Origin of the sequence: Brevibacterium sediminis (assembly GCF_013623905.1) — a bacterium.
Taxonomy (GTDB): domain Bacteria; phylum Actinomycetota; class Actinomycetes; order Actinomycetales; family Brevibacteriaceae; genus Brevibacterium; species Brevibacterium sediminis.
Genome location: NZ_JABKDD010000006.1, coordinates 206,439 through 230,513 on the forward strand (window position 1 = coordinate 206,439; position 24,075 = coordinate 230,513).

The 24,075-nt window shown below is 66.9% G+C and carries 21 protein-coding genes; 13 read left to right on the plus strand and 8 right to left on the minus strand.

From position 1 onward, the window contains the following. Positions 1 to 53: 53 nt before the first annotated feature. Positions 54 to 1,964 (minus strand): sensor histidine kinase, encoded by a 1,911-nt coding sequence (locus HK108_RS11020; protein WP_181271558.1) that lies wholly within the window; start codon positions 1,962 to 1,964, stop codon positions 54 to 56. Positions 1,965 to 2,100: 136 nt separating this feature from the next. After that, positions 2,101 to 4,005, minus strand: coding sequence for an MOSC domain-containing protein (locus tag HK108_RS11025; protein WP_181271560.1), 1,905 nt, complete (start codon positions 4,003 to 4,005; stop codon positions 2,101 to 2,103). A gap of 113 nt (positions 4,006 to 4,118) precedes the next feature. On the opposite strand from HK108_RS11025, the gene HK108_RS11030 reads away from it, so the two are divergent. The 3 genes from HK108_RS11030 (at position 4,119) to HK108_RS11040 (ending at position 7,047) form a co-directional block, all read left to right on the plus strand. Next, positions 4,119 to 4,412, plus strand: coding sequence for a metal-sensitive transcriptional regulator (locus HK108_RS11030; RefSeq protein ID WP_062862662.1), 294 nt, complete (start codon positions 4,119 to 4,121; stop codon positions 4,410 to 4,412). A gap of 86 nt (positions 4,413 to 4,498) precedes the next feature. After that, on the plus strand, positions 4,499 to 4,711 hold the full coding sequence (locus HK108_RS11035) for a heavy-metal-associated domain-containing protein (protein ID WP_139909352.1): 213 nt from the start codon (positions 4,499 to 4,501) through the stop codon (positions 4,709 to 4,711). Continuing rightward, positions 4,711 to 7,047 (plus strand): heavy metal translocating P-type ATPase, encoded by a 2,337-nt coding sequence (locus tag HK108_RS11040; RefSeq protein WP_181271562.1) that lies wholly within the window; start codon positions 4,711 to 4,713, stop codon positions 7,045 to 7,047. Before HK108_RS11035 ends, HK108_RS11040 begins: the two co-directional genes overlap by 1 nt. 281 nt (positions 7,048 to 7,328) lie before the next feature. Here the strand turns inward: HK108_RS11040 and HK108_RS11045 are convergent, their stop codons facing one another. Next, complete coding sequence (locus HK108_RS11045; protein ID WP_139467472.1) at positions 7,329 to 7,610, minus strand: hypothetical protein; 282 nt, start codon at positions 7,608 to 7,610, stop codon at positions 7,329 to 7,331. Between the two features lie 484 nt (positions 7,611 to 8,094). Between HK108_RS11045 and HK108_RS11050 the strand changes: the two genes are divergently transcribed. The 4 genes from HK108_RS11050 to HK108_RS11065 all read left to right on the plus strand — a co-directional run bounded on the left by HK108_RS11050 (position 8,095) and on the right by HK108_RS11065 (position 12,196). Beyond that, positions 8,095 to 8,640, plus strand: a complete 546-nt coding sequence (locus tag HK108_RS11050) for a hypothetical protein (protein ID WP_139467854.1) — start codon at positions 8,095 to 8,097, stop codon at positions 8,638 to 8,640. Beyond that, entirely contained in the window at positions 8,640 to 9,605 is a 966-nt protein-coding gene (locus tag HK108_RS11055; RefSeq protein WP_139909354.1) for a response regulator transcription factor, read from the plus strand. Before HK108_RS11050 ends, HK108_RS11055 begins: the two co-directional genes overlap by 1 nt. Before the next feature lie 4 nt (positions 9,606 to 9,609). Further along, positions 9,610 to 10,896: a sensor histidine kinase gene (locus tag HK108_RS11060; protein ID WP_139467474.1), complete on the plus strand. Its 1,287-nt coding sequence runs from the start codon at positions 9,610 to 9,612 to the stop codon at positions 10,894 to 10,896. A gap of 400 nt (positions 10,897 to 11,296) precedes the next feature. Beyond that, entirely contained in the window at positions 11,297 to 12,196 is a 900-nt protein-coding gene (locus HK108_RS11065) for a M15 family metallopeptidase (RefSeq protein ID WP_229664085.1), read from the plus strand. Between the two features lie 4 nt (positions 12,197 to 12,200). Here HK108_RS11065 and HK108_RS11070 read toward each other — a convergent pair whose 3' ends face one another. Next, entirely contained in the window at positions 12,201 to 12,818 is a 618-nt protein-coding gene (locus HK108_RS11070) for a DUF1990 domain-containing protein (RefSeq protein WP_181271565.1), read from the minus strand. Between the two features lie 190 nt (positions 12,819 to 13,008). Here HK108_RS11070 and HK108_RS11075 point away from each other — a divergent pair, with 190 nt between their 5' ends. Beyond that, positions 13,009 to 13,461 (plus strand): MaoC family dehydratase, encoded by a 453-nt coding sequence (locus HK108_RS11075; protein WP_139467477.1) that lies wholly within the window; start codon positions 13,009 to 13,011, stop codon positions 13,459 to 13,461. 154 nt (positions 13,462 to 13,615) lie between these two features. Here the strand turns inward: HK108_RS11075 and otsB are convergent, their stop codons facing one another. Together otsB and HK108_RS11085 are read right to left on the minus strand one after the other, a co-directional pair. Beyond that, on the minus strand, positions 13,616 to 16,261 hold the full coding sequence (gene otsB, locus HK108_RS11080; protein WP_181271567.1) for a trehalose-phosphatase: 2,646 nt from the start codon (positions 16,259 to 16,261) through the stop codon (positions 13,616 to 13,618). A 35-nt stretch (positions 16,262 to 16,296) separates the two neighbouring features. After that, on the minus strand, positions 16,297 to 17,133 hold the full coding sequence (locus tag HK108_RS11085; RefSeq protein WP_229664087.1) for an HdeD family acid-resistance protein: 837 nt from the start codon (positions 17,131 to 17,133) through the stop codon (positions 16,297 to 16,299). A gap of 124 nt (positions 17,134 to 17,257) precedes the next feature. Here HK108_RS11085 and HK108_RS11090 point away from each other — a divergent pair, with 124 nt between their 5' ends. From HK108_RS11090 to HK108_RS11100, 3 genes are all read left to right on the plus strand, one after another. Then, positions 17,258 to 17,887, plus strand: a complete 630-nt coding sequence (locus HK108_RS11090) for an ArsR/SmtB family transcription factor (protein ID WP_181271570.1) — start codon at positions 17,258 to 17,260, stop codon at positions 17,885 to 17,887. Positions 17,888 to 17,974: 87 nt separating this feature from the next. After that, complete coding sequence (locus tag HK108_RS11095) at positions 17,975 to 19,087, plus strand: serine hydrolase domain-containing protein (protein ID WP_181271571.1); 1,113 nt, start codon at positions 17,975 to 17,977, stop codon at positions 19,085 to 19,087. Then, positions 19,084 to 19,458, plus strand: a complete 375-nt coding sequence (locus tag HK108_RS11100) for a hypothetical protein (RefSeq protein ID WP_181271573.1) — start codon at positions 19,084 to 19,086, stop codon at positions 19,456 to 19,458. Before HK108_RS11095 ends, HK108_RS11100 begins: the two co-directional genes overlap by 4 nt. 81 nt (positions 19,459 to 19,539) lie before the next feature. On the opposite strand, the gene HK108_RS11105 is transcribed toward HK108_RS11100, so the two are convergent. After that, positions 19,540 to 19,998 carry a Rieske (2Fe-2S) protein gene (locus HK108_RS11105; RefSeq protein WP_181271575.1) on the minus strand — a complete coding sequence of 153 codons (459 nt, stop codon included), beginning with the start codon at positions 19,996 to 19,998 and terminating at the stop codon, positions 19,540 to 19,542. Positions 19,999 to 20,213: 215 nt separating this feature from the next. On the opposite strand from HK108_RS11105, the gene HK108_RS11110 reads away from it, so the two are divergent. Together HK108_RS11110 and recQ are read left to right on the plus strand one after the other, a co-directional pair. Next, the gene (locus HK108_RS11110; RefSeq protein WP_219922317.1) at positions 20,214 to 21,425 is read left to right on the plus strand and encodes an MFS transporter; all 1,212 of its coding nucleotides are present in this window, start codon (positions 20,214 to 20,216) and stop codon (positions 21,423 to 21,425) included. An 89-nt stretch (positions 21,426 to 21,514) separates the two neighbouring features. Further along, positions 21,515 to 23,350, plus strand: coding sequence for a DNA helicase RecQ (gene recQ, locus HK108_RS11115; RefSeq protein WP_181271576.1), 1,836 nt, complete (start codon positions 21,515 to 21,517; stop codon positions 23,348 to 23,350). 1 nt (position 23,351) lies between these two features. Here recQ and HK108_RS11120 read toward each other — a convergent pair whose 3' ends face one another. Continuing rightward, the gene (locus HK108_RS11120) at positions 23,352 to 23,780 is read right to left on the minus strand and encodes a VOC family protein (protein ID WP_181271577.1); all 429 of its coding nucleotides are present in this window, start codon (positions 23,778 to 23,780) and stop codon (positions 23,352 to 23,354) included. Between the last annotated feature and the right edge of the window lie 295 nt (positions 23,781 to 24,075).

A 24,075-nucleotide genomic window follows, 5' to 3' on the forward strand; every position in this document is an offset into this window, starting at 1 on the left:
ATCCGGTTCCGGTCCACCTGGGAGGTGCCGGCACCACCGGCGATCACCCGCCCCTATCCGACCTGCCCGTCGCCGGACTGTCCGGAACCCGACCGGCCTGCCGCGGTCTGACCCGCATTCCCCGGGTCGGGCAGCCACACCGTGAGCACTGCGCCCTTGAATCGGTCGCAGTCCTCCCCGTGGCCCTGCACGTCGACGGCTCCCCCGAGGCGGCGGATCGCCTGCACGACCAGGGACAGCCCGACCCCGCGGGTGCCCGTCTGCTGGCGACCCTGTCCCTGGTCGGTCTCGACGCCATCGTGCTTCGTCGACCAGCCGCGCTCGAAGATCGCGTCGAGGTATTCCTCGTCGATTCCCGGGCCGTCATCGCTGACCTCGATCGTGAATCCGCCGGGACCGCCGGAGCCGGAGAGTTCGACATGGACTCTCTTGTCCTCGGGCAGTACGTCCTGCCGGCTCAGGGCGTCGAAGGCATTGTCGACGAGGTTGCCGAGGATCGTTGCGAGGTCGCGATCGTCCCCGCCGAGGTTGCCCGTGAGGTCCGCGGTGTCCACCGTCATCTCGACGCCCGCCTCGGCGGCTTGGGCGATCTTCGACAGCAGCAGCGCCGAGAGGACAGGATGGTCGAAGGTCATCGACCCGTCACCGTTGACCCGGTTGAGATCGTCGATGTCCTTGGCCGCGAAGTCGATGGCCTCGTCGACGTGCCCGGTCTCGAGCAGGGACACGACCATGTGCAGCCGGTTCGCGTATTCATGGGTCTGCGCGCGCAGGGAATCGGAGAAGGAGCGCACGGAGACGATTTCGCCGGAGAGTTCGGCCAGCTCCGTGTGATCGCGCATGGTCACGACCCACGTGTCGCTGGCCGCCTCGGTGGGCTGCTGATTGACGACGAGGACACGGTCGTCGGTGTAGTGGATCTCGTCACGAGCCCACCGTCCGGAAGCGAGCAGATCGTGCAGCGCCTCGGGCAGGTCGAGTTCGCGCAGCGGCATCTCCTCCGCCGAGGTGGGGCCCGAGTCCGCATCGTCACCGGCGGGCGGCATGCCCAGCAGTTCCCGGGCCTCGGTGTTGATGAGCACGATCCCGCGGGCTCGGTCGACGAGCAGCAGTCCTTCGGAGACGGCCGTGAGCACGGAGGAGTAGAAGTCGAGCATGCTGCGCAGCTCGTCGGCACCGTAGTCACCGGTGACCCGGCGCAGTCCCCGCGATGTCACCCAGGACGAGCCGATGCCGAGGACGAGGGTGAGGACGGCGATGCCGATGAGCCATTTGCCCTGCGCCAGGAAGCCTTCGCGGACCGAATCTGCGGAGCTGCCGACGATGACGGCGCCGACCACGGTGTCCGACCTCAGTCCGTCGACGCCGACGTGTTCGGCGTAGACCGGGGTGACGACGTACATGGTGCCGTCGGCCGGGCCGCCGTCGTTGATGAAGCGCACGGTCGACCTGCCATTCTGCAGGGCCTGTCCGTCGACGGCCTGGGCCAGCTGGTCGATGGAGTCCTCGGGGATCTTCCCGGAATCCGCCGAGGCGGTCTTCGCTTCCAGCGCCTGCTGGCGTCCGGGTGAGCCCAGGGTCGGCGGCGTGAGGAGGAAGTCGATGGGCACGACCGCGGCGATGTCGAAGCCGTATTGGCTGATGACGTTGTCCAGCAGCGTCTGAACGTCGTCGCGGGATTCGGAATCGAGGTAGTCGTCCTGGCCGACGTCACCGGTTCCGACGAGGCCCAGTGACATCGAGATGTTGTCTGCGGCCGACCGCAGCAGGTCCTGTTCACGCTTCGTGTTGAGTTGGGAGAGCTGGAGGTAGAGCAGACTCGTCGTGAGCACCATGATGCCCACGAGCATGATCGAGTTCGCGAACATGATCCGCCCGGCCGCGGAGAGGCGGACCCACCGACTCAGGCGACCCACCGGTCCGGCGGGCCCCTTCGACAGCACGGTGCGCTTCTTCTTCGGCATGGAATCCATTGTGCCACCCGCCCAGCCGCCGTCTGCCTGATCGGGCCGGCAGGTCATTCGGCGGGTTCAGAGGGCCGGCTGGGTCAGTCTGCCTAGTCAGTCAGCCGCGCCATTCCGGCCGGTCGGCCTGCCGGGTTCAGAGGGCCAGACTGATGGGTCCGGCGGGGACCGCGGAGCACACGAGCACCTCGTCGCTCTCGACGCGGGCGGCGGGTTCGATCGGATAGAGCACGGACCCGGCGGCCAGGGACACCGAACAGGTTCCGCAGGATCCGCCTCGGCAGGAGCTCGGCGAGCGGAATCCGCGCGCTTCCAAGGATTCGAGCAGGGTGCCTTCCTGCGGCTGCCAGACGAAGCTCGTGCCCGATTCCTCCAGTGTCACCTCGGCGGGCGAGCATGCGGCGATGGCCTCGCTCATCCCCGTGTTCGGAGAGGCGAAGGTCTCCTGGTGGACGGCGGGAACGCCGGCCTCGTCAGCGGCGGCGAGCACGGCCGCCGTGAAGTCGCGGGGTCCGCAGACCATGACGTTGTCACAGCCGGCCACCCAATCCACGAGCTCCCGGTGGCCGGGTCGACCGGCCGTCGCGGTGTCGCGGTGGTGGGTCTCGACGGGCACGGCACCCGAGTGGGCACGGTCCTGCAGCCGGTTCCACAGGCAGGCGGTGCGGTGGTCGCGGTCGACGTGGACGAGGCGGATCCGGTCGGTGGCGGGCAGGTCGGCCAGCCCATCGCTGCGCAGCAGTCCGAGGCTCGGGGTGATGCCGATTCCCGCGGTGATCAGGGCCGTTGTGCCGCCGAAGACGCGGGAGGCGGTCATGGTTCCGTGCGGGCCGGAGGTGAGGATCCGCTGCCCCTCGTCCAGCGACGCCACGGCGCTGGAGCCCTTGCCTTGGGTGCGCACGGCGATGCGGACGATGTCGCCGTCGACGTCGGTGATCGTATAGGTTCGCCAGAACGGTGCGCCGAGGTCGAGATGGACGCGCAGGTTCGTGCCCGGCTCGTCGAATTCGCGGATCCAGCCGAGGTCGTCGCGCAGGGCGACCTCGACGATGTCGTTGCAGATCTGCCGGCGGCCGACGACGGTCATGAACCGCGGAGTTCGTGCGACCTTGACCAGTTCCCGCGGGGCCGGGCCTTCGACCGTGATCTCGTCGCCGGCCGCGACATCGCCGGTCTCGAGGATCTGCCCGTAGATTCCGCAGTGCAGATGCCCGCAGGCGGAGTTGAGCAGACGTGGGACGTTGACGTCGACCTCGGTGGTCGTCGGGTTGACGGTCGTCGCCGGGCAGCGTTCGATCGTCGAACGGATCGCCAGGCGCACGCCGCCGAGGCGGATGATCGAACCGATGAGCGCGAACTCCTCGAACGGGGCGAGTCCGTCGACGAGGATGTTGCCGCGGAACCGCAGCGGGTCGAGCTCGGCTGTGGGAGTGACCGGGTCGTCCGTGTCCGCCGAGTCGACCGCCGTACGACCGGCAGCTTCCGCGCTCAACCCGAGGGCCGCGCGGCCCTCGTCGGTATCGGCGATCGCGGCGACCGTGGCCGGGTTGATGAGCGAGATTCCCGAGCGCTGCGAGTCGAACATCCCCTGATCGGCGACGGCCAGGCCGCGCGGGAATGTACCCTGAGGGGGTATCCGCTCGGAGAGGAACATCGCCGAGGCGGCCCTGCCCTCTTCGTCATCAGTGGAGAAAGTCGTCGACTCCCCCGTCGGGGCCGTGAGGGTCACGGTCGCGGAAATATCGTCGACCGCCTCGGCGGGGGCGCTCCGGCCATCCGGATCAGGTCCGGGCGCGGATTCGGCGCCGACCGCCTCGGGGAGGGTCGTTGCGACCTGCCATTTCTGCAGGTCGGTGTCGTTCTTGAGCACGGTGAAGGCGGAGTACGAGTGCCAGGCGTCGGCGGGGACGTCGAGGCTGCCATTAGTGAACGCCGCGATCCGGTCGCCGCGGATTCCGCGGTCCTTGACCACTCGGGCCTCGGTGAGCTCCTCGGCGGGGAATCCCTTGACCGGGAACCGGAACAGTCTGGCAGCACGCATGATTCGATTGTAGGAGCCGGAGAACACGTCAGGGTCAGGGTGAGAGCAAACGCACAGCCGCCTCGGCGAGGATCGACCTTGATTTATACCCCATAGGGGTATACGGTGTGATTATGACTGAGCAACATGGATACACCCCGCAGAAGGACGCTCTCGCACGGAGGATGAAGCGGATCGAAGGTCAGGTCCGCGGAATCGGGAAGATGATCGATGAGGACAAGTACTGCATCGACATCCTCACCCAGGTCTCCGCCGCGACAGCCGCGCTGCACGCGGTCTCCATCAACCTCCTCGAAGAGCACATAGCTCACTGCGTGGTCGACGCCGCCTCATCGGGCGACGACGAAGAAGCGCGGAAGAAGGTCGAGGAGGCATCAGCCGCCATCTCCCGACTCATCAAGAGCTGAGCGGAGGGCCGCGTCCGCCCGACTGGGGTGCGACGACGCCTGAGGCTCTGACATCGGGAAGCACTCACAGCTGATTGGAGAGCACAATGACGACCACCACCATCACCGTTTCGGGAATGACCTGCGGACACTGCGAAGCCGCGGTCAAGGAAGAGCTCGGCGCACTTGCGGGCGTCTCGGACGTCGCGGTCGACCTCAACGCCGGGGGCGATTCCCCGGTCACGATCACCTCGTCGGACGCACTCGACGATGCGGCGATCCGTGCCGCCGTCGATGAGGCCGGCTACGAGGTGAAGTGATGCCTCGCGAGCTCGAGCTCGACATCACGGGCATGACCTGCGCGTCGTGCTCGGCGCGGATCGAGAAGAAGCTCACCCGCCTCGACGGGGTCACGGCGGAGGTCAACCTGCCGCTGGAGACCGCGCATGTGGTCATCGACTCCGAACTCAGCGACGACGACATCACCGACGCCGTCGAGAAGGCCGGCTACGGTGCCACGGTGCGCAGCCCCGGCGCGGGCGGTGCCGGTCCGGAGATCGTCGACTACGATCCCCGCCACCTGCGGCCGCGCTTCGCAGGCGCCCTCATCCTGGCCGTGCCGATCGTCGCGATCTCGATGGTCATGAGCTGGCACTTCACCGGGTGGCAGTGGATCGTCGCGATCCTCGCCCTGCCGGTCGTCACCTGGGGCGCGTGGCCGTTCCACTCGGCGGCGTACAAGGCTGCCCGCGGTGGATCGACGACCATGGACACCCTGGTCAGCGTCGGCATCACCGTCGCGAGCCTGTACTCGTACTTCACGCTGGGCCGGGCCGTCGCCGACGGTCACGGCTGGGCGATTCCCGCCGAGTACCACGTGTGGTTCGAGGCGGCCGCGGCGATCACGGTGTTCCTGCTCATCGGCAAGCTCACCGAGGACCGGGCGAAGAGCCGGGCGACGGCAGCGCTCAAGGCGCTGCTCGACCTCGGCGCGAAGTCCGCGACCGTGCTGCGGGAGGGTGCCGCCGCGGACAGTGGGGCCGCTTCGGGCGGGGCTGCTGCGAATGGCGGCCGTGTCGAAGTGCAGGTGCCGATCGATGAGCTGACCGTCGACGATGTCTTCCTCGTCCGCCCCGGCGAGAAGATCGCCACCGACGGCGAGGTGCTGACCGGTCATTCGGCCATCGACGAGGCGATGCTCACCGGCGAATCCGTGCCGGTCGAGGTCGGCCCCGGAGATTCCGTCACCGGCGCCACGATCAACACCTCCGGTGCGCTCGAGGTCCGTGCCACCCGAGTGGGTGCGGACACGACGCTGGCGGCCATGGCCGATCTCGTCTCTCGTGCGCAGAACGGCAAACCTGCCGTGCAGCGGCTGGCCGATCGGATCTCGTCGGTGTTCGTGCCGATCGTCTTCGGCATCGCCATCCTCACCCTGCTCATCTGGGGCTTCGTCACCGGTGAGTGGGCGGCGGGGCTGCATGCGGCGCTCACCGTGCTCATCATCGCCTGCCCCTGTGCCCTGGGTCTGGCCACGCCGACGGCTCTCGCGGTCTCGTCTGGACGCGGATCCCAACTGGGCATCCTCGTCTCCGGGCCCGAGGCGCTGGAGTCGACGCGGTCGATCGATACGGTCGTCCTCGACAAGACCGGCACCCTGACCACCGGCGTGATGCGCCTGACCGGAACCGAGCTCTCGCCCGCGGACTTCGATGTCCTGGCCCGATTGGAATCGCGCAGCGAACATCCGATCGCCCGCGCCATCGTCGACGCCGCGCCCGAGATCGTCGGGACGGGTTCAGCGGGAGCCGCCGCGACCGAGTCTGTCTCGACCGGGGCTGCCTCGACTGAGCCGGATTCAATGGGATCGGCCGAGGATTCGGCCAGGGCCGCCTCGGCGAGGTCGGTCGAAACCGCGACCGGGTCATCGGTCACGGAGTTCGAGAACATCGCCGGCGGCGGACTGCGGGCCACGATCGACGGCGCCGAGGTGCTCGCCGGTCGCCCTGATCTGCTCCGGGAACGCGGAATCGCGGTCGACTACCCGACCGATTCGATTCCGCGTGGGGCCACGATCGTCGCACTGGCGATCGACGGTCAGTTCCGCGGGTTGAGCTTCGTCTCCGATGAAGCCAAACCGACGGCCAAGGCGGCGATCGACGAACTGCATTCGCTGGGACTGAGCACCGTGCTCCTGACCGGGGACAATGCTCAAGCCGCCGAGGTGGTCGCCGAGGCTCTCGGGATCACCGAGGTCCGCGCGGATGTCCGCCCGGAAGGCAAGGTCTCCGTGGTCAGCGAACTGCAGGGGCAGGGCCGGGCCGTGGCCATGGTGGGCGACGGGGTCAACGACGCCGCCGCACTGGCCGGTGCCGATCTCGGCATCGCGATGGGGTCGGGCACGGATGCGGCGATGGCGGCTTCGGATGTCACCATGGTCAAGTCCGATCCACAGCAGATCCCGCAGGCGATCCGCCTCTCGCGCCGAACCTTGGGGCTCATCAAGGGCAACCTGTTCTGGGCCTTCGCCTACAACACGGCAGCGATCCCGATCGCGGCGTTCGGTCTGCTCGACCCGATGATCGCCGGTGCAGCGATGGCGTTCTCGTCGGTGTTCGTCATCCTCAACAGCCTCCGCCTGCTGCGCTTCAGGTAAGCGCGGCGGGGCCCTCCGGCGACGGAGCTGCGGCGGGCACACGTCGGCCGCACAGCGGTAACCGACAAGCTGCCTCTTCCCGGACTGCGAGCATCCCCCACTGAAAGCGCCATAACACCCTGCAGGAGCAGGGCGTTATGGCGCTTTCGGTGTCTGATGCCTCAGCAGCTGTAGGAAGTGACAGTCACGCGAGGTGGTGCCGCGAGAGGGAAGTCGATGCCGGCGCCGCAGTGAACGTCTCAGCGGAGGGCCGGCGAGTCTCAGCGCAGGACTGGGGCGTCTTACCGCATGACCGGGTAGGACTGGTTCTGGTTCTGCGTATCCTTGCGCATCACCCAGTTGAGGTAGCTCGTGAAGCCCGACACCAGCACAAATGCGGCTCCGGCGTAGATGAACGCGTAGCCGAAGGCGCGGCCGTCCTGCCAAGCTCGAGTGACGATGATCGCGAGGACGAGAGTGACGATTCCGCAGACGGCGCCGACTTTGATCGCGTCCTTGTAGGACACCGTGCTGGTGGGCTTGCCGCCTGTGGACTTCTTCTTCGGGGTGTTCGTGGGCGCCATGCCGCTCATTCTACCGGTCCGACCTGAGAGCAGTCCCATCCTGTGGGCGAGATCAAATCTCGGTCGACCCCAACTGGAACTTCGATTCCACCGGCACCGAGGTGGGCCCCGCCGACCGTCCATCCCAAGCACCGAGGCGGCCACAAGACGCCTTGAGACCACCGGACGACACGACGGCAGGTGGATCCGACGACGGCGCTGAGCCCTCTGCGCCGATGATCAGGTGGACTACAGGCTCGGAACAGGCAAAAATGAGGATGTGCCCCTCACTGTCAGACGCGCCTCCGGGGAGGAGCTGCGCTCATTTCACTCCAGCCAGGCCCCGCCTGGCTGTGAATCATGCGCGGACACCACTGCACCGACGACCACCGCCGCAGGCGTCGCAGCCGTCGCAGCCGTCGGCCCCGGCCCCCTCGATATTCCCCACTCGGCATCCCCCCGTCGCACACTCCGCACCTTCACCGCACTCCTCCTCGCGGCAATCATGACTCTCACTGTCACAGCCTGCGGCCCCGATCGCGGCCTCAAGGTCTCCCCCGAGGGCAACCCCTCCCCCTCTCTCTTCGCCCCCAACACCGAGGCAGCCGGCCAGGCGAACGAACCGTTCTCGCTCGACGAGGTCCGCAAGGCCATCGAATCGTCCTCGGGAATCGCCGTCACCGGCAGCGCCACGGAGACCGCCAAGGTCGTCGCCGACTGCAAGGACTGCCTGAAGTTCGCGTCGCCGTTCCTCAGCGGCAAACAGAAGTTCCAGCTGGTCACGGTGGCCAACCCCAAACAGCGGAATGAGATCATCGCCGGCGCTGTCATCAGCGAACAGAAGGGCGAGCCCCGCCTCGAGCTCATCGCCACGGGCAATCAGCTCAAGGTCAGTCCCGGCAGAAATGGGACACTGGTGGTGCAGGAGGCCATGTTCGCTGACGGGGACAAAGCATGCTGCCCCTCCGGCTGGTCGGTGCAGGTGTTCCGCCTGCACGACGGTAGGTTTGAACCAGGTCAACGCTTCACGCGGCTTAATGGAGAAACGTAATGCACATAGTTCTGGTCGAGGATGACGAGGTCATCCGCGAAACGACGCAGATCGGACTCGAACGCTTCGATTACACGGTCTCGGCCTTTGCCGACGGCCGCGAGGGCTACGAGTTCGTCTCCGCCAACGGCGCCGACGTCCTGCTTCTGGATCTCATGCTGCCGACGATGAACGGCGCGTCCATCTGCCGTGCCGTGCGCGAGCGTTCGACGATCCCGATCATCATCATCTCCGCCCGTTCCGATGCCATCGACATCGTCCAGGCGCTCGAGGCCGGAGCCGACGACTACCTCACCAAACCCTTCGACATGCAGGTGCTCAACGCCCGCATCCGCGCGGTCGTTCGTCGATTCATCACCACCGGCACCGACCGGTTCGGCTATTCCCCCGCCCCCGAGGCGGATGAGCATCACGAAACCGTCATCGGTCCCGGCGGCATGGTCACCGGCGACGGCATCCCCGAGGTCCTCGGCGCCAGCCCCGGAATGGACACCCGGGATCGGCTGCGAGCGCAGCTCGAATCCGATGACACCTACCTCGGTGCCGGTGGGAAATTCACCACCGCCCCCGAGACGGATGACGACGAAGAGGCGATCGGCGGCACCGGGGTTCCACCCCGCCCGAGCGGCACGCCCACTGTGGCCCAGGAACCGTCCGGCTCCGACGGCGGGCTGGGTCCGTTCCGCACACGACTGGGATCCCTCGTCCTCGACACCGGCCGGCTGACCGTCGAGGTCGACGGAGAGGAAGTCCACCTCACCCCGACCGAGCTGCGCGTCCTCCTGCTGCTGACCGAGCAGCCCGAACATGTGTACTCCCGGGAGAAGATCGCGTTCACGGTGTGGGGATACGAATGGGCCGGTGACTCCCGCGTCGTCGACGTTCACATCCAGCGCCTGCGGAAGAAGATCGGGGCGAACATGATCGAAACCGTTCGCGGATTCGGTTACCGCTTCGCAGGCTGATCGCATGTCGCTGCGCTGGAAGATCTCTCTGCTCATCGTCGCCTCGGTGATCATCGCCGTGCTGTCGTGCTCGATCGTGTTGCGCCAATCCGCCGCACGAGCCGAGGACGACCGGATGCGTTCGACCGTGACGGAGCAGCTGACGAATGCGACGGCCATCTTCTCCGAAACCGGAGTGCTCACCCTCAATGCCCGCATCGACGATCCGGAGCTGCCCAAGGAAGCGCGCAAGTCCGCGCTCAAGGGCCAGAGTGTGACGATCCGGTCCGAGGTCGACGGTGAGGAGATCGTGTGGGCCGCCGCCCCGATCGAGGTCGGTTCGCACACCCAGGTGATCTCCGTGCGCGCCTCGACGAAGGACAGCCAAGAGCTCATCGGCCGCATCGACCAAGCACTGCTGGTGGGCATGATCGGCTCCGCCCTCGTTGTCGGCGGTGTGGGATCGATCGTCGCCGGCCGCATCTCCCGCAGGCTCACCCTCGGCGCTCAGGCTGCCAGGAAGATCGCCGCCGGGGACACGACGACGCGCATCGCCGATGTCATCGACGAATCCGATCAGGAGGTGTGGGCCTTCGCCACTGCCGTCGATACCGCGGTAGCCCGACTGACCGAACGCATCGACTCCGAGCAGCGCTTCACCGCCGACCTTGCGCACGAGATGCGCACCCCGCTGACCGGTCTGGTCAACGCCGCCAACCTACTCGAAGAGGATTCCCGCCCGGCCGAACTCGTCAAGGACCGGGTCGTGCGCATGCAGGTCCTCGTCGAAGATCTCCTCGAGGTCTCCCGCCTCGACGCCGGCCGCGCCAACCCGGAGTTCACCCGCGTCGACGTCGATCAGGCGATCCGGTCCCTGCTGGGCACGATGGAAGCCTCGGGTGCCCTCGCCGGTCATCAGATCGACACCCATCTGGCGGCGCTGAATTCGACGCTGGTCACCGATGTCCGCCGTTTCGAGCGCATCGTCTCGAACCTGCTCGTCAATGCGATCAAACACGGTGGAGATCCCATCCGCCTGGAGACGAGCACGCGCAGCATCGTCGTCACCGACTCCGGCTCCGGCTATCCACCGGACATCGTCAACACCGGCCCGACCCGTTTCGTCTCCGCCGGCGGCGGCGGAATGGGCCTCGGTCTCGTCATCGCTCAGGGGCAGGCTCGGCTGCTCGGCATCACGCTGATCTTCAGTAACGACCCCGTAACGGGAGGCGCGCGAACCGAGGTGATCTTCCCTGACGAGGAGGCCCAGGATCGCGCGCTCCGGGAGTACATCGAGAGCCGATCCGAATGATTTCGCCGAGGCGGCCCCTCAACTCCATTCAGGGCGCTGACCTGGTCTGTTGCCCGGATTCCGAGGTTTCGCTGGACCCAGCCTGGACAACGGCTGACCGACCGCGAGTGCGACTCGTCACCAAAATATGACAGGTTCTATATATTCCCGTTACACTTTTGTGATGTTGTATTGAAGTCGTCGAAACCTCGGCGGTCTTCGACGAGTCACAGTCACACGGAGAGTTATGTCAGAGTCATCATCGACCACAGAACCAACGGTGCGTCGACGGGATCTGCACAGGCGTCGCTCATCGTCCCCGTTCTCACGCGCACGCACCTCGTCGCGCAGCACCGGGGCACCGACCGCGCCTGCATCCACTGACTCTTCTGCCGAGTCCCTGTCGCCCAGGCGCGCAGCAATGGCCGACGAGGCGCGGGCCGCTCAGGCGTCTCCGCGTCGTGCCGCAATGGCGCGTGAAGCAGCCGCGGTCCCCACGACCTTCGGCTCACCGTCTGGCTCGTCTTCGTCTGGCTCGTCTGCCCGTCGGGTCAGCGCGGGAGCCGCCGAGAGCCGCGGGTCCGATGGTGCGCTGCTCAAGTCCGTGCGCAAGAAGAAAGTGCGGACCGTCTCGACTCTGGCAGCCGTTTCCGTGGCGGGTGCCGCCACTGCGGTGACCATGCTGGTCAACAACCTCAGCGGAGGTGCCGAGGTCAAGACCGACCCGACCGCTGCCGGTGAGCCCGCCGCCATCAATGCTGAGAAAGTCAACGCCGACGTCCCGGAAGTCAAGGGAAAGTCATCGATGGAGATCGGCGTGCCGAGCGCCAAGCAGAAGAAGGTCGAAGCCGCGTCCCGCGCTGTTGAGAAGAGCGCCCTGCCCGGCTGCGATGCGAAGCAGAACTTCGACCAGTCCGCCGGCAACGGCGAACTGCCCGACGAGTGGCTGTGCGACCTCGGCAAGGAAGACCACCGACTCCGCGCCGACGCCGCTGTCTCCTTCGCGAAGATGAATGCCGCGTACAAGAAGGACACCGGCAAGGAGCTCGAGATCACGGACTCCTACCGCGACATGGCCGGACAGCTCTCGGTCGCCGGCCGGAAGCCGGGGCTGGCCGCCAAGCCGGGCACCTCACTGCATGGTTGGGGAATCGCACTCGACCTCGGCGGCGGAGTCGCCAACAAGACCGGAGCCTGGAACTGGCTCGTCGAGCACGGAGACGAATACGGCTGGGAGAACCCCGACTGGGCCAAGGCAAGCATGTACGAGCCGTGGCACTGGGAATACACTCCCGCCCGCGACTCGATTCCCGGCAAGTGATCGATCAGCGGCGCAAGGCTCGTCCGTAGCGCCGGCGGTAGATGATCTGAGCGAGCCGGACGAACGGTTCGCCGAGTCTCCAGATGCCCAGCCCCGCCCGCGAGACCGATCGCAGGACGAGGAAGACCCGGTCATCGGCGGTGCGGATGAGGATGAATGACTCCTCTCCGGTGATCGGATGTCCCGGCTTCGTGCCATAGGTGAAGCCGCATCGGTCCTCCGCTTCGAAGACGTCGATGACTCGTGAGGGCTCAGGCAGGCGGAAGGGCCCGAGGCGCACGCCGATCGTCGGCTCCTGCCCCGGCTCCACACGAGGCGGCCTACCAGGTCTCACTCCGTCCGCGCGAGCGTCGACATCGGCCGTCGACTCCGCTCCAGCCGCTCGACTGACCGTGTCCGCACTTCCGACGAGGACGTCGCCGACGTCCACCTCGATGTCGAAGCCGCTGCGGATCTTGACCTCCCAGTGCAGTAGCTCCTCGGCGCAGCGCTCGAACGTGTCTGTCCCGTGGCCGACGAAGTACGCGGATTCGAAGTGACGGTAGCCGTCGGGACGTTCCAGCCACCTCGGCGAGAGGGGATGCGTCAGCGTCTCCGGGCGCTCCTGTGATTGTTCGGCCATGCCTCCAACCTAACGGACTTGAACCGTCAACCGAACGGACTCGGACCGTCAGCCTAACGGACCCGGACCGTGGGACTCACAGTCCGGACGGCTGTGCGGCGTCGACCGGACGGCCACGTATGATGCCAAGAACAGCGGACCTCAATCGAATGTCCGCTCAGCATCTGAGCCAGGATCAAAGGAGAACCACGTGCGCACAATCAACGGCATCGACGAAATCGAATCGCTCATCGGCCAGGAGCTCGGCTCCTCCGAATGGATGACGATGGATCAGGACGCCATCAACACCTTCGCCGATGTCACCGGCGACCACCAGTGGATCCACGTGGACGAAACGCGCGCGGCCGAAGGGCCCTACGGTGCGACGATCGTCCACGGATTCTTCACCCTCTCGCTCATTCCGAAGTTCTCCACGGAGGTCTTCACGATCGAAGGCGTGTCGATCCGAGTCAACTATGGCCTGAACAAGGTCCGCTTCCTCCAGCCCGTCCTCGTCGGCTCCCGACTGCGCGGAACCATCAGCGTCAAGGACGTCATCCGCGGAGAGAAGGGCACGCAAGTCATCCTCGAACACACGATCGAGATCGACGGCCAGGACCGCCCCGCCTGCGTCGCCGAGGTGGTCACCCTCCTCGTCGAGTGAGCGAGGCTCGGTGCCACAGGACGGTCGGCTCCACCGAGTGCTGGTCGTCTGACGGCAGGATAAGTGTGCGCAGATTGCCCATTTCCAGCTCGGAGTTGGCAATCTGCGCACATTTATCGCGCGGACATGGTCCGCCGCGGCAGGCAGCGTTGCCTCAGCTCGGGCGGTGGGCGTCGAGCTGTTGGGCGACGCGGATGTAGCCGAGGTGTGAGTACGCCTGCGGGTGGTTGCCCAGGTGCATCTCGGCGACGGGGTCGTATTCCTCTGACAGCAGCCCGGTGGGCCCGAGCAAGTTGTCGACCTGCCGGAACAGATCCCAGGCGTCGTCGATGCGACCGACCTTGATGAAGGCTTCGATGAGCCAGGTCGTACAGATGTGGAATCCGCCCTCGAGCCCGGGCAGCCCGTCATCGTAGCGATAGCGGAACACCGTCGGGCCGACCCGCAGCTCGCGTTCGATCGCATCGACGGTGGACACGAAGCGCGGATCGTCGGCGGCGAGCAGTCCCGAGAGTCCGACGAACAGTGCGGCCGAGTCCAGGTCCGTCTCACCGTAGGCGACGGTGAATGCTCCGACTTCCTCGTTAAAGCCATGCGTGAGCACGTCGTGGGCGATCTCCTCGCGCAGTTGCCGCCACGCACCGGGCGGCTCACGATCGAACCGGTCCGCGATCCGCAGCGCCCGATCGACCGTCACCCAGCACATCACGCGCGTGTACACGTTGTGCTTCGGCGGACGCCTCGCCTCCCAGATCCCGTGATCGGCCTCGAACCACCGTTTGCCCACGGCCTCGACCATCTGACAGGTGAGCGTCCAATAATCCTCGGGCAACTCGCCGAGGTGGTCGCTGAGTTCGTCGAGGAGCTCCGTGACCGGGCCGAACACGTCGAGTTGGACCTGATGTTCGGCGGCGTTGCCGACCCGCACCGGCCGTGATCCGGCGTATCCGGGCAGGTGGTTGAGCACCGCCTCGGTGGTCAGGGCCGAGCCGTCGACGGCGTAGAGCGGATGCAGCTGTTCGGGTGAGACCGTGCGCTCGAGCACCCCCGACAGCCAGGAGAGGAATCCTTCGGCCTCACCGGTGGAACCGAGGGCGAGCAGGGCGCGGACGGTCATCGATCCGTCGCGCAGCCATGTATAGCGGTAGTCCCAGTTGCGGACGCCGCCGATTCCCTCGGGCAGGGAGGTCGTGGGGGCGGCGAGGACTCCGCCGGTGGGTTCGTGGCACAGAGCGCGCAGGGTGATCGCGGAGCGGATGACCTCTTCGCGGTGGTGACCGGGCAGAGTCAGTGATTCGACCCAGTTCGTCCAGAAGTTCAGGGCGCGTTCGCGCACATGATGCTCGCCGCCGGTGGCCATGTATCCGGCGTCGCCCGTGCCCGTCCCGCAGGCGAGGACGAGGACGACGGATCCGCCGGGCTGCTGCGAGGGGACGACGGTCGCCTCGGCGGTGTGGGAGTCGCCGTTCTCGACGATGTCGAAGTCGATTCCGGGGGCGTGGAGTTCGATCGGCTCGGCGGTGCCGAGCACCGCCACACCATCATCGGACCGGGTCATGCGGGTGGGAACCGTGGCGTAGTCGAGCCTGGGTGCGAAGCGGATGCGGGTCGGGGTGTCGCCGGTGAGCACGCGGACGACGATCGTGTCATCGCTGTGCCCGTCGACGGGAGCGAGGTAGTCGACACAGCTCAGTCCGGCCCACCGGGTCTCGAGCAGGGTCGAGTTCCCGAGGTAGCGCTGGGTCAGCGGGGCGGCCCCGTTGGCCGGTGCCACGGCGAAGAATCCTGCCGCCTCGGAGCCGAGGATCTCGGAGAACATCGACGCCGAATGCGGCAGCGGGTGCGGCATCCAGCAGATGCTGCCGGTGGGGTCGATGAGCGCGGTCGACTGTCCGTTGCCGATGAGGCTGTGCCGCTGGATCGGGGTGGCGCGGCGGCCGAAGAGCCAGGACTTGCGCAGCTCGAACAGGGCACTGAGGACGGTGGAGACCTCGGCCGGTGAGTCCAGCCGGAAGTCGGCGTGAGTTGGTGCGGTCTGAGTTCCGACCTTGAGCCCGAGGTCATCGGCGCCGAGGGTTTCGAGAGCGAACTCGTCGGCGGTGTCATCGCCGATGAAGACGACGGCTTCCGCCCCTGTCTGACTGCGCAGACGGGTCAGCGCGTCGGCCTTCGACGACGGTACGACGGACAGGTCGATGACCTGCTTGCCGCGGGTGGGGTGGATCGGGTGGGCGTCGGCGAGCTTCTCGACGGCGGCTTCGATCTCCCGCCGGTCGGTCTCGTCGAGTCCGCGCAGGTGCACGGCCGCGCCGGTGGTCTTGTGCTCGATGACGTCGCGCGGCAGGGCGCGAGTGAGGTCGGCGCGGAAGTCGGCGAGGACCGCCCGCTGCTCTTCGGTGAGCGTGTCGATGGTGAATGTGTCGGTCTCACCGCCGTGGGACCCGAAGAGGTGGACCTCCCGGGGCAGGCGCGACATTGCCGCGAGGTCACGCAGACTGCGACCGGAGATCACCCCCGCCGAGGTGGACGGCAGCAAGGCGAGCGCGCGCAGTGAGTCGACCGAGCTCTCCAAGGGAAAGGCTTGGCTGGGGATGTCGACGATGGGGGCAATCGTCCCGTCGTAGTCGGTGGCCACCAGCAGCGATGGGGAACGGGAAAGTTCGAAGAGGCGCCGGAAGAGGACGGGGTCGAGTGCTCGGCTGGCTTCGGCAAGGTCGCCCAATAACTCGGAGGACCTCACCGAGGCGGCGATGGTGGCCAATCGGGATTCGGTTGCGCTCTCGTGCTCGACAGTGCTCATCTCACCTCGGGTGTCTCGGTTGGCTCGGGTGCCGGTCAGGGCTCTTTCTTCACTGGGGTATCGGTGTCCGGATCGTCCGGATCTCCGGGATCGGCCGTGCGATCGGCTTCGCCGGCGGCATCGGCTGGGTTCGACGTGTCCGCGGCATCGGACGAGTTCGCATCGTCGGCGGCTTCAGCGGCACCCGAGGGGGAAGCGTCGGCGGGGTCGGCCGCCTCGGCGGGGGAGTCGATCTGTTCGGGCAGGGCACCGAGCTTGGCCAGCTGACGGCCCTTGCTCAGGCGGGAGTAGCCGCCGATGATGAAGATCACGCCGGCGATGAGGGTCGCCGCTCCCGTGAAGCCGAGGATCGACAGGGCCTCCATGCCGTCGCCGAAGACGAGGATGATGCCGAGCAGGACGTGGACTCCGGAGGCGATGAGGAAGTCCGAGGCCATGGGCTGAGACCGCAGCTGCCGGTAGGCCCAGAATTCGAGAGCGCCGTGCAGCAGGGCCCAGATGCTCAGGGCCGCGCGCAGCTCGGCGGGCTGGTCGGCCAGGAAGAGGAAGACGATTGCCGGGATCGCGATGACGGCCTGCCCGAAGATCGCGGTGCGCACGTTCAAGGCCGAGCGCACGGCCTGGAAGACCAGGGCCAAGGCGAAGAGGATGAGGTAGCCGATCGCGAGGTGGTCGACGACGTCGGTCGGCAGGCTCAGCTGCAGCGGATTGCTCGAATCGCGGGGCCAGAAGACGGTGACGATACCGAAGGCGACGCCGAGGACTCCGCGTACGACCATGGGCCAGCCGAGTCGACTCGCTGCGGCAATGGCCTGCGGGGCGGCTTCGTTACGCGGGGCTGTGGATTCGGTGCGCGGATCTTCGGTACTCATCACGGCACCAGTCTAGGTCGCCTGCCTGAGTCTGTCCGATCAGCGTCGGTTCAGGGTCGAGTGAGTGGCGGTTCTTCGCGTTTGATGCATTTACGTAATTACGTATTTCCTGTATTGTCGAAGCATGGAACCAACACCGTCGGCAGAAGATCGCCTCTCCGCTCTCGAACAGCGAGTCGCCGAGCTCGAGGCTGCAGCCGCAGAATCCTCTGCATCGCAGGAGCCCGGCGCGACGCCTCAGAAGGCGGACGGAACGTCGTCGATCAGAGCGGAATCACCGGCGCCATCCGGTTGCCCGGAATCGTCAGTCCAACCCGCCGCCGGGAACACAGCCCTGCCGGGCGACACCGAGACGTTCTGGGCGCTGCACGGGCTCGTCGACCACCTCGGCGAGGAGGGCGGAGTGACCTACACCGGGTACACGACTCCCCCGGGCGGCAGCGGTCCCGTGGCGTGGCAGATGGGTCTGAGCAGCGCAGGGCTGGCGCAGATCGATTTCGCCGAGGCGGCCGGATCCTTGGCAGCCCTCGGTCACCCGGTCCGCCTGCAGCTGCTCCAAGCGATCTATGAGGGCACGAGCACGGTGGCCGAACTGGGCAAGGACGAACGGTTCGGCACGTCCGGGCAGATCTATCACCATGTGCATGCCCTCGCCGGAGCCGGCTGGTTAGAGAGTGCCCGCCGCGGGCACTGGCGCGTGCCCGCTCAGCGAGTCGTTCCGCTGCTCACCCTCGTCCTCATCGGAACGCACTGACAGAACCTCTCGCCGGCGGGCCGCTCGCCCACTGCGCGACCCGGACCCGACCATCACCCATTCCACCCCTGCTGACCAGGAGGAACGATGACTGACTCCGATCTCAACCGCACATCTGCGGCTGCGGGACGGCCGCCTCGGCGAGTGTTGATTGCCGTGATCGCGGCAACCGTCACGGCTGCCGTGCTCGCGGCGATCACCCCGTGGCCGCGCGGCTTCCAGGGCACGCCGACAGGGGACGCCGAGCTCATGACCGAACTCGAGGACGCACTCGGCAGCCAGCATTGGCAGCACGTGGTCGCCGCCCGCATCGACGGCGACGAAGTGACTTTCGCGGGCACCGGAGCCGACGAGCACACCGAGTTCGAGATCGGATCGATCACGAAGACGTTCACGGCCGCGCTCTTCGCCGATGCGATCGAGCGAGGCGAGGTCGAGGCGGACACCCGCCTCGGCGAGATCTGGCCGAACCTGGAGGGGAAGGTCGCCGAGGTGACGCTCGAGTCGATTGCGATGCAGCGTTCCGGTCTGCCCTCCCAGGAACCCGCTCCGAGCTTCAGCGACGGGGTGATGAGCGTGCTGTCGAACTACCTCCACACCGACCCCTATCGCGGGGACGCCGGGGACATCGTGGCCAGCCTCGATGACGTGGAGGTCGGTGAACCCGAGCCCGAGTATTCGAACTTCGGGTTCGCCGTTCTCGGCCAAGCACTCGCCGAGGCGTCCGGGCAGGACTATGCCGAGCTCGTCCGTGACCGCCTCACCGAGCCGCTGGGAATGAAGGAGACGTTCGTCCCGGACTCGGCCGATGGGCTGTCCCACGGGTTCACGGCATCGGGGCTGCCGGCCGCCCCGTGGACCCTCGGTGGTGCGGCTCCGGCCGGGGCGATCCGGTCGACGACTCATGATCTGGCGATCTGGCTGCGGGCCGTCCGTGACGGGAACGCCCCCGGCGCCGAGGCGGCCGAACCCCGTGCCGATTTCGAGGATGACCGCATCGGCTGGGCGTGGTTCACGACGACGCACGGCGACTCGACCATCACTTGGCACAACGGCGGCACCGGCGGCTACCGGTCGTTCCTCGGCTTCGACCCGAAGTCCGGAGCCGGGATCATCGTGCTCAACGACTCCGCCAATGACGTCGACGCGGCCGCCGCACTCGTCGGGGCCGAAACTTCAGCGAAGGGAGAACGCTCATGAGTCCCGAACTCGTTTCGACGGTCATCGGGGCACTCATCGTGGCCTGGGGTGCGTTCACCGCGTGGCGAGCTCCCCACGCGGCATCCCGGATCGGGCTGCTCTCGGGGATCGTCACGGCGGTCGTGTTCATCCTGCTCATCCGCCTCATCACACCGTTCGGAGGCTGGGAGAGCTGGTTCATCTACGTCTGGCTGGCCGGAATGCTCGTCATCGTCGTCTCCGTCTTCCGGGCCGCACTCGTCTGGTCGGGCCTGCCGTGGCGGTCCGACGATGAGAAGTCACGTCGGAATGAAGCGAGCGGACTCGGCTTCTCCGCCCTGCTCGCGCTCCTCATCGCCGGAGCCCTCGTCCTCCCCGGGCTCTTCCTCTGACGGAGAGTGCCCGACTCCGCGAACGGCCGACCGCGGCGGGCTGCGTAGGCCGGCAGCGGCCCGCATCGGGCTCTACGTGCCCTACTGCCCCTTGACCGTCAACGTGCCGCCGCTTTCGGAGACGTCGTACTTCGGCAGCGGTTCCTCGGCCGGACCGGACATCACCTCTCCGGTGGTCACCGAGAAGTTCGAGGAATGGCACGGGCAGATGATGGCCTCCTCGGTGACCCGGGTGACCTGGCAGCCCTGGTGGGTGCACACCGATGAGAACGCGAAAAACTCGCCTTCCTTCGGCTGAGTGATCACGTACGTGTCCTCGATGACGGTGCCGGAACCGACGGGAACGTCGGAGGTCGGCAGGCTCGCATCCTTCGTCGGCTCCGCCTCCTCGTCGGACGAACACGCCGAGGTGGCCGCCACGGAGCCGCCGATGACCGCCACCGTTCCGGCCACGCCCGCCGTCTTCATCATGCGGCGCCGGCTCGGATCCGCCGGTGCGGCCTGGTCGGCTTCGGCGGGGCTGTTCGGGGTCGTCGTCATCGGAATCTGCTCCTTCTCGCGGGTGCGCACAATCCGCCATGCTCTCTGACGGGCATGGGCCTCGGCAGTTCCAGCGTACAATCGCAGTCGGTTCACCGCCTGCAGACACCTGTCAGGATCGAGTGGCACCCGACCGATCCTTGGACGACCTGGTCAACGGGTGCGGTGAGCCGCCTCGGCGAGAGACGATTGCGGACGGAGAAGGGGGTGCGGCAGTGGCCGACGAAACGGCGGCAGCACACCGGCCGCGACCGGAACCGCGCGTCGCGACGGGATGGGGTCTGGCCGCCTCGGTGTACGTGTTCACCGTCGTCATGATGGGCACCACCCTGCCGACGCCCCTCTACCCGCTCTATGAGCAGCGATTCGATTTCGGGACGGCGTTCACCACTCAGCTCTTCGCGATCTACGCGGTCGGGGTCATCGGCGCGCTCGTCGTCTTCGGGAGGCTCTCCGAGGGACTGGGGCGGCGTCCGATGCTCAGGCTCGGGGTGATCTTCTCGATCGCCTCGGCGACCCTCTTCCTCATCGGCTCCCACACCGGGCTGCTGCTCACCGGCCGGGTCCTGTCCGGGCTGGCTGCGGGGATCTTCACGTCCACGGCCACCGTCACCGTGCTCGAGAACGCCCCTGCCGGCCGCGAACGGCTCGCTGGTTCCCTGGCCACAGCGGCGAACATGGGCGGGCTGGGGCTCGGAATCCTGTCCTCCGGACTGCTCGCCCGCTTCGCTCCCTCTCCCCTGCTCACACCGTTCCTCGTCAACGCGATCATGCTGGTCATCGCCGGGATGGCGCTTCTCCTCGTCCGGGATCGGACGCGGGGCGGGGCAACGGCTGTGCGACTGCAGCTGCCGGGGATTCCCGCCTCGGCGAAACGGATGTTCCTGGCCGCCTCACCTGGGGCGATCACCGGATTCGCGGTGTGCGGGCTGTATTCGGCGATCGCGCCGAGCTTCATCGGACAGACCCTGCACGTGACGTCGACCGCGGCCACCGGCACCGTCGTGTTCCTCCTCTTCGGGGCCTCGGCGACCGCGCAGGTGCTGCTGCGCGGGATCAGCGACCGCCGGCTCATCGTCGGCGGGACCGTGACCATGATCGTGAGCATGGGCGCGCTCGTGTTCGCGCTCATGGCGGGGTCCCTGCCGGTGCTCATCGCCTCCGCGGTGCTGGCAGGAGCCGGGCAAGGACTCGTGTTCATGACCGGGATGCGCGCGATCACCGCGGTGACAGCACCCGAACGCCGCACCGAGGCGACCACCTCGTACTTCATCCTCGCCTACGTATTCATGTCGGTGCCGGCCATCGGCGCCGGATTCCTCGCCGCCACGGTGGGACTGGCGAACGCGACCGTGATCTTCGCCGTCGCGGTAGCCGTGGTGTGCGTGTTGGGACTCGTGGCGGCACGGAGGTTCTCAGTGCGGTAGGGCCAGAGCTCCCGGGTGGTGGGGCCGTGCGGGGCCGCGGTCGTGCGGTGCGAAGATTCGGGTCAGTGACGTGAACTAGGGTGGGTGCCATGACCTCCGCAGCCACGACCTCCGCCCTCGATGTCCTCCACGATGTCTTCGGCTATGAGGAGTTCCGTGGTCAGCAGGCGGCCATCGTCGACCAAGTCGTCGGCGGCGGGGATGCGGTCGTGCTCATGCCCACCGGCGGCGGAAAGTCCTTGTGCTATCAGATCCCTGCCCTGGTCAGGCCCGGTACCGGCGTGGTCATCTCCCCGCTCATCGCGCTCATGGCCGATCAGGTCGCGGCGTTGGAGAACCTCGGTGTGCGGGCGGCATATCTCAACTCGTCTCTCGATTTCGATACCGCGCAGCAAGTCGAACAGCAACTGCTCGCCGGTGAGATCGACCTGCTCTACCTTGCGCCCGAACGTCTCGTCCTGCCGCGGACGATGCGGCTGCTCGAACAGGCGCAGATCTCCCTGTTCGCGATCGACGAGGCCCACTGCGTGTCGCAGTGGGGCCATGACTTCCGGAGCGATTATCTGGGGCTCGGCGTTCTGGCCGAACGATTCCCCGATGTTCCCCGCATCGCCCTGACCGCCACGGCCACCCCGGCCACCCATGCCGAACTCACCGAGCGCCTCCACCTCCAGGATGCCGAGCACTTCGTCGCGAGCTTCGACCGACCCAACATCACCTATCGGATCGAACCGAAGGCCTCGGCGAGGTCACAGCTGCTGAACTTCATCACCACCGAACATTCCGGCGACTCGGGCATCGTCTACTGTCTGTCCCGCCGCGGTGTCGACCAGCTGGCCGAAGCGCTGGCAGCTCGCGGCATCACCGCTCTGCCCTATCACGCAGGGCTGCCCGGTGAGGTGCGCGCGGAGAACCAGGCGAGATTCCTCCGCGAAGACGGCATCGTCATGGTCGCCACGATCGCTTTCGGCATGGGCATCGACAAACCCGATGTCCGCTTCGTCGCCCACCTCGACCTGCCACGGTCGGTCGAAGGTTACTACCAGGAGACCGGTCGCGCCGGCCGTGACGGACTGCCCGCGGATGCGTGGATGGTCTACGGACTCGGCGATGTCGTCTCCCAACGCCGCCTCATCGAATCCGGCGAGGGCGACCAGGTGTTCAAACGCCGTCAGATGAGCCACCTCGATTCCATGCTCGCCCTCTGCGAGACCGTCGACTGCCGACGCGTCCAGCTGCTGCGCTACTTCGACGAGGAATCCGCACCGTGCGGCAACTGCGACAACTGCATGACACCCCCGGTGACCTGGGACGCCACCGTCGCCGTGCAGAAGCTGCTCTCGGCGGTCATCCGACTCGATAGGGAACGCGGGCAGCGTTTCGGATCGGGCCAGGTCATCGACGTGCTGCGTGGCAACCACAACGACCGGTCCCGAGCCTCGGACCATGAGAGCCTGAGCGTCTGGGGCGTCGGCGAAGACCTGTCCGAGAGTCAGTGGAAGACCGTCATCCGCCAGGTGCTCGCCCGCGGACTCCTCGAATCCCACGGTGATTACGGGGTGCTCGTGATCGGTGAGGCCGCCGGCCCCGTCCTGCGCGGAGAAGAGGAGATCTCACTGCGTGTCGACCCGGTGAAGAAGGCAGGGTCGAAGAAGGCCGGATCCCGTCGCCGAGGCGGCCCCGAGGTCGAGCTCGACCCCTCCGATGCCTCCCTGTTCGAGTCCCTGCGCTCCTGGCGCGGAGAGCAGGCGAAGGAGCAGGGCGTGCCCGCCTACGTCGTGTTCCCCGATGCCACGCTCTACGGCATCGTCGATGTCAAACCGACGACGATCAGCGAACTCGGCCAGGTCAGCGGTGTGGGCTTGAAGAAGCTCGACCGCTATGGCGATTCCGTGCTCGAAGTGCTCGCCGCGCACGCTGGCTGACTCAGCCTTCGGCGAAGGCCTCGAGGCCCTGTTCGGCTGCCGTCGGGTCCATCCACATGAACTCGAGGATGTTGCCGTCGGGGTCGGTCATGCTGATGCCGTACATGAACCCGAGATCCTGCGGTTCCTTGTTCTCCCCACCACCGGCGTCGAGGATCGAGGCGCGCATCGCGTCGACCTCGTCGCGGGATTCGCGGCTGAGGGCAGTGAGCGCCTGAGCTGTGGTGTGCGGGTCGGCAATCGGTTTGTCCGTGAAAGTGGCGAGGTAGTCCCGGGTGAGGATCATGAAGAAGATGTCGTCGGTCCATCTGATGCACGACGACGCATTGTCATCGGTGAACTCGGGCACCACCTCGGCGCCGATGGACTGGTAGAAGGTCTTGGCACGCTCGAGGTCGGTGGTCGGAAGGTTGACGAAGATCTGCGTCATAACTGCTCCCTTGCAGTGACGGCGACGCATGAGCGGATGCGAGCCCAGACGAACCATGACAGCCGGACGGCTGAACGATGGGAGTCTGATTCTCTCCGCGCACCCACCCCAAGTCAACACCCTGCTACCTGACGGCGGCCCGGCAACCTCGCGCGAGGTTGCTGGGCCGATCGGGACTGCTGACGGTTTAGTTGACCCCGGGGTTTATGCCGCCAGAGCGACAGCCTTGTGATGAACAAGCTCGTATTCAACCGGAGTCAGTTTACCCAAACGCCGTTGCCGACGCTTCCGGTGA

What these genes read in the sequence shown, in the direction of transcription:
- HK108_RS11020 (WP_181271558.1), bottom strand. Translation starts at nt 1,964, where the DNA reads ATGCCGAAGAAGAAGCGCACCGTGCTGTCGAAGGGGCCCGCCGGACCG.
- HK108_RS11025 (WP_181271560.1), bottom strand. Translation starts at nt 4,005, where the DNA reads ATGCGTGCTGCCAGACTGTTCCGGTTCCCGGTCAAGGGATTCCCCGCC.
- HK108_RS11030 (WP_062862662.1), top strand. Translation starts at nt 4,119, where the DNA reads ATGACTGAGCAACATGGATACACCCCGCAGAAGGACGCTCTCGCACGG.
- HK108_RS11035 (WP_139909352.1), top strand. Translation starts at nt 4,499, where the DNA reads ATGACGACCACCACCATCACCGTTTCGGGAATGACCTGCGGACACTGC.
- HK108_RS11040 (WP_181271562.1), top strand. Translation starts at nt 4,711, where the DNA reads ATGCCTCGCGAGCTCGAGCTCGACATCACGGGCATGACCTGCGCGTCG.
- HK108_RS11045 (WP_139467472.1), bottom strand. Translation starts at nt 7,610, where the DNA reads ATGGCGCCCACGAACACCCCGAAGAAGAAGTCCACAGGCGGCAAGCCC.
- HK108_RS11050 (WP_139467854.1), top strand. Translation starts at nt 8,095, where the DNA reads ATGACTCTCACTGTCACAGCCTGCGGCCCCGATCGCGGCCTCAAGGTC.
- HK108_RS11055 (WP_139909354.1), top strand. Translation starts at nt 8,640, where the DNA reads ATGCACATAGTTCTGGTCGAGGATGACGAGGTCATCCGCGAAACGACG.
- HK108_RS11060 (WP_139467474.1), top strand. Translation starts at nt 9,610, where the DNA reads ATGTCGCTGCGCTGGAAGATCTCTCTGCTCATCGTCGCCTCGGTGATC.
- HK108_RS11065 (WP_229664085.1), top strand. Translation starts at nt 11,297, where the DNA reads ATGGCCGACGAGGCGCGGGCCGCTCAGGCGTCTCCGCGTCGTGCCGCA.
- HK108_RS11070 (WP_181271565.1), bottom strand. Translation starts at nt 12,818, where the DNA reads ATGGCCGAACAATCACAGGAGCGCCCGGAGACGCTGACGCATCCCCTC.
- otsB (WP_181271567.1), bottom strand. Translation starts at nt 16,261, where the DNA reads ATGAGCACTGTCGAGCACGAGAGCGCAACCGAATCCCGATTGGCCACC.
- HK108_RS11085 (WP_229664087.1), bottom strand. Translation starts at nt 17,133, where the DNA reads ATGAGTACCGAAGATCCGCGCACCGAATCCACAGCCCCGCGTAACGAA.
- HK108_RS11090 (WP_181271570.1), top strand. Translation starts at nt 17,258, where the DNA reads ATGGAACCAACACCGTCGGCAGAAGATCGCCTCTCCGCTCTCGAACAG.
- HK108_RS11095 (WP_181271571.1), top strand. Translation starts at nt 17,975, where the DNA reads ATGACTGACTCCGATCTCAACCGCACATCTGCGGCTGCGGGACGGCCG.
- HK108_RS11100 (WP_181271573.1), top strand. Translation starts at nt 19,084, where the DNA reads ATGAGTCCCGAACTCGTTTCGACGGTCATCGGGGCACTCATCGTGGCC.
- HK108_RS11105 (WP_181271575.1), bottom strand. Translation starts at nt 19,998, where the DNA reads ATGACGACGACCCCGAACAGCCCCGCCGAAGCCGACCAGGCCGCACCG.
- recQ (WP_181271576.1), top strand. Translation starts at nt 21,515, where the DNA reads ATGACCTCCGCAGCCACGACCTCCGCCCTCGATGTCCTCCACGATGTC.
- HK108_RS11120 (WP_181271577.1), bottom strand. Translation starts at nt 23,780, where the DNA reads ATGACGCAGATCTTCGTCAACCTTCCGACCACCGACCTCGAGCGTGCC.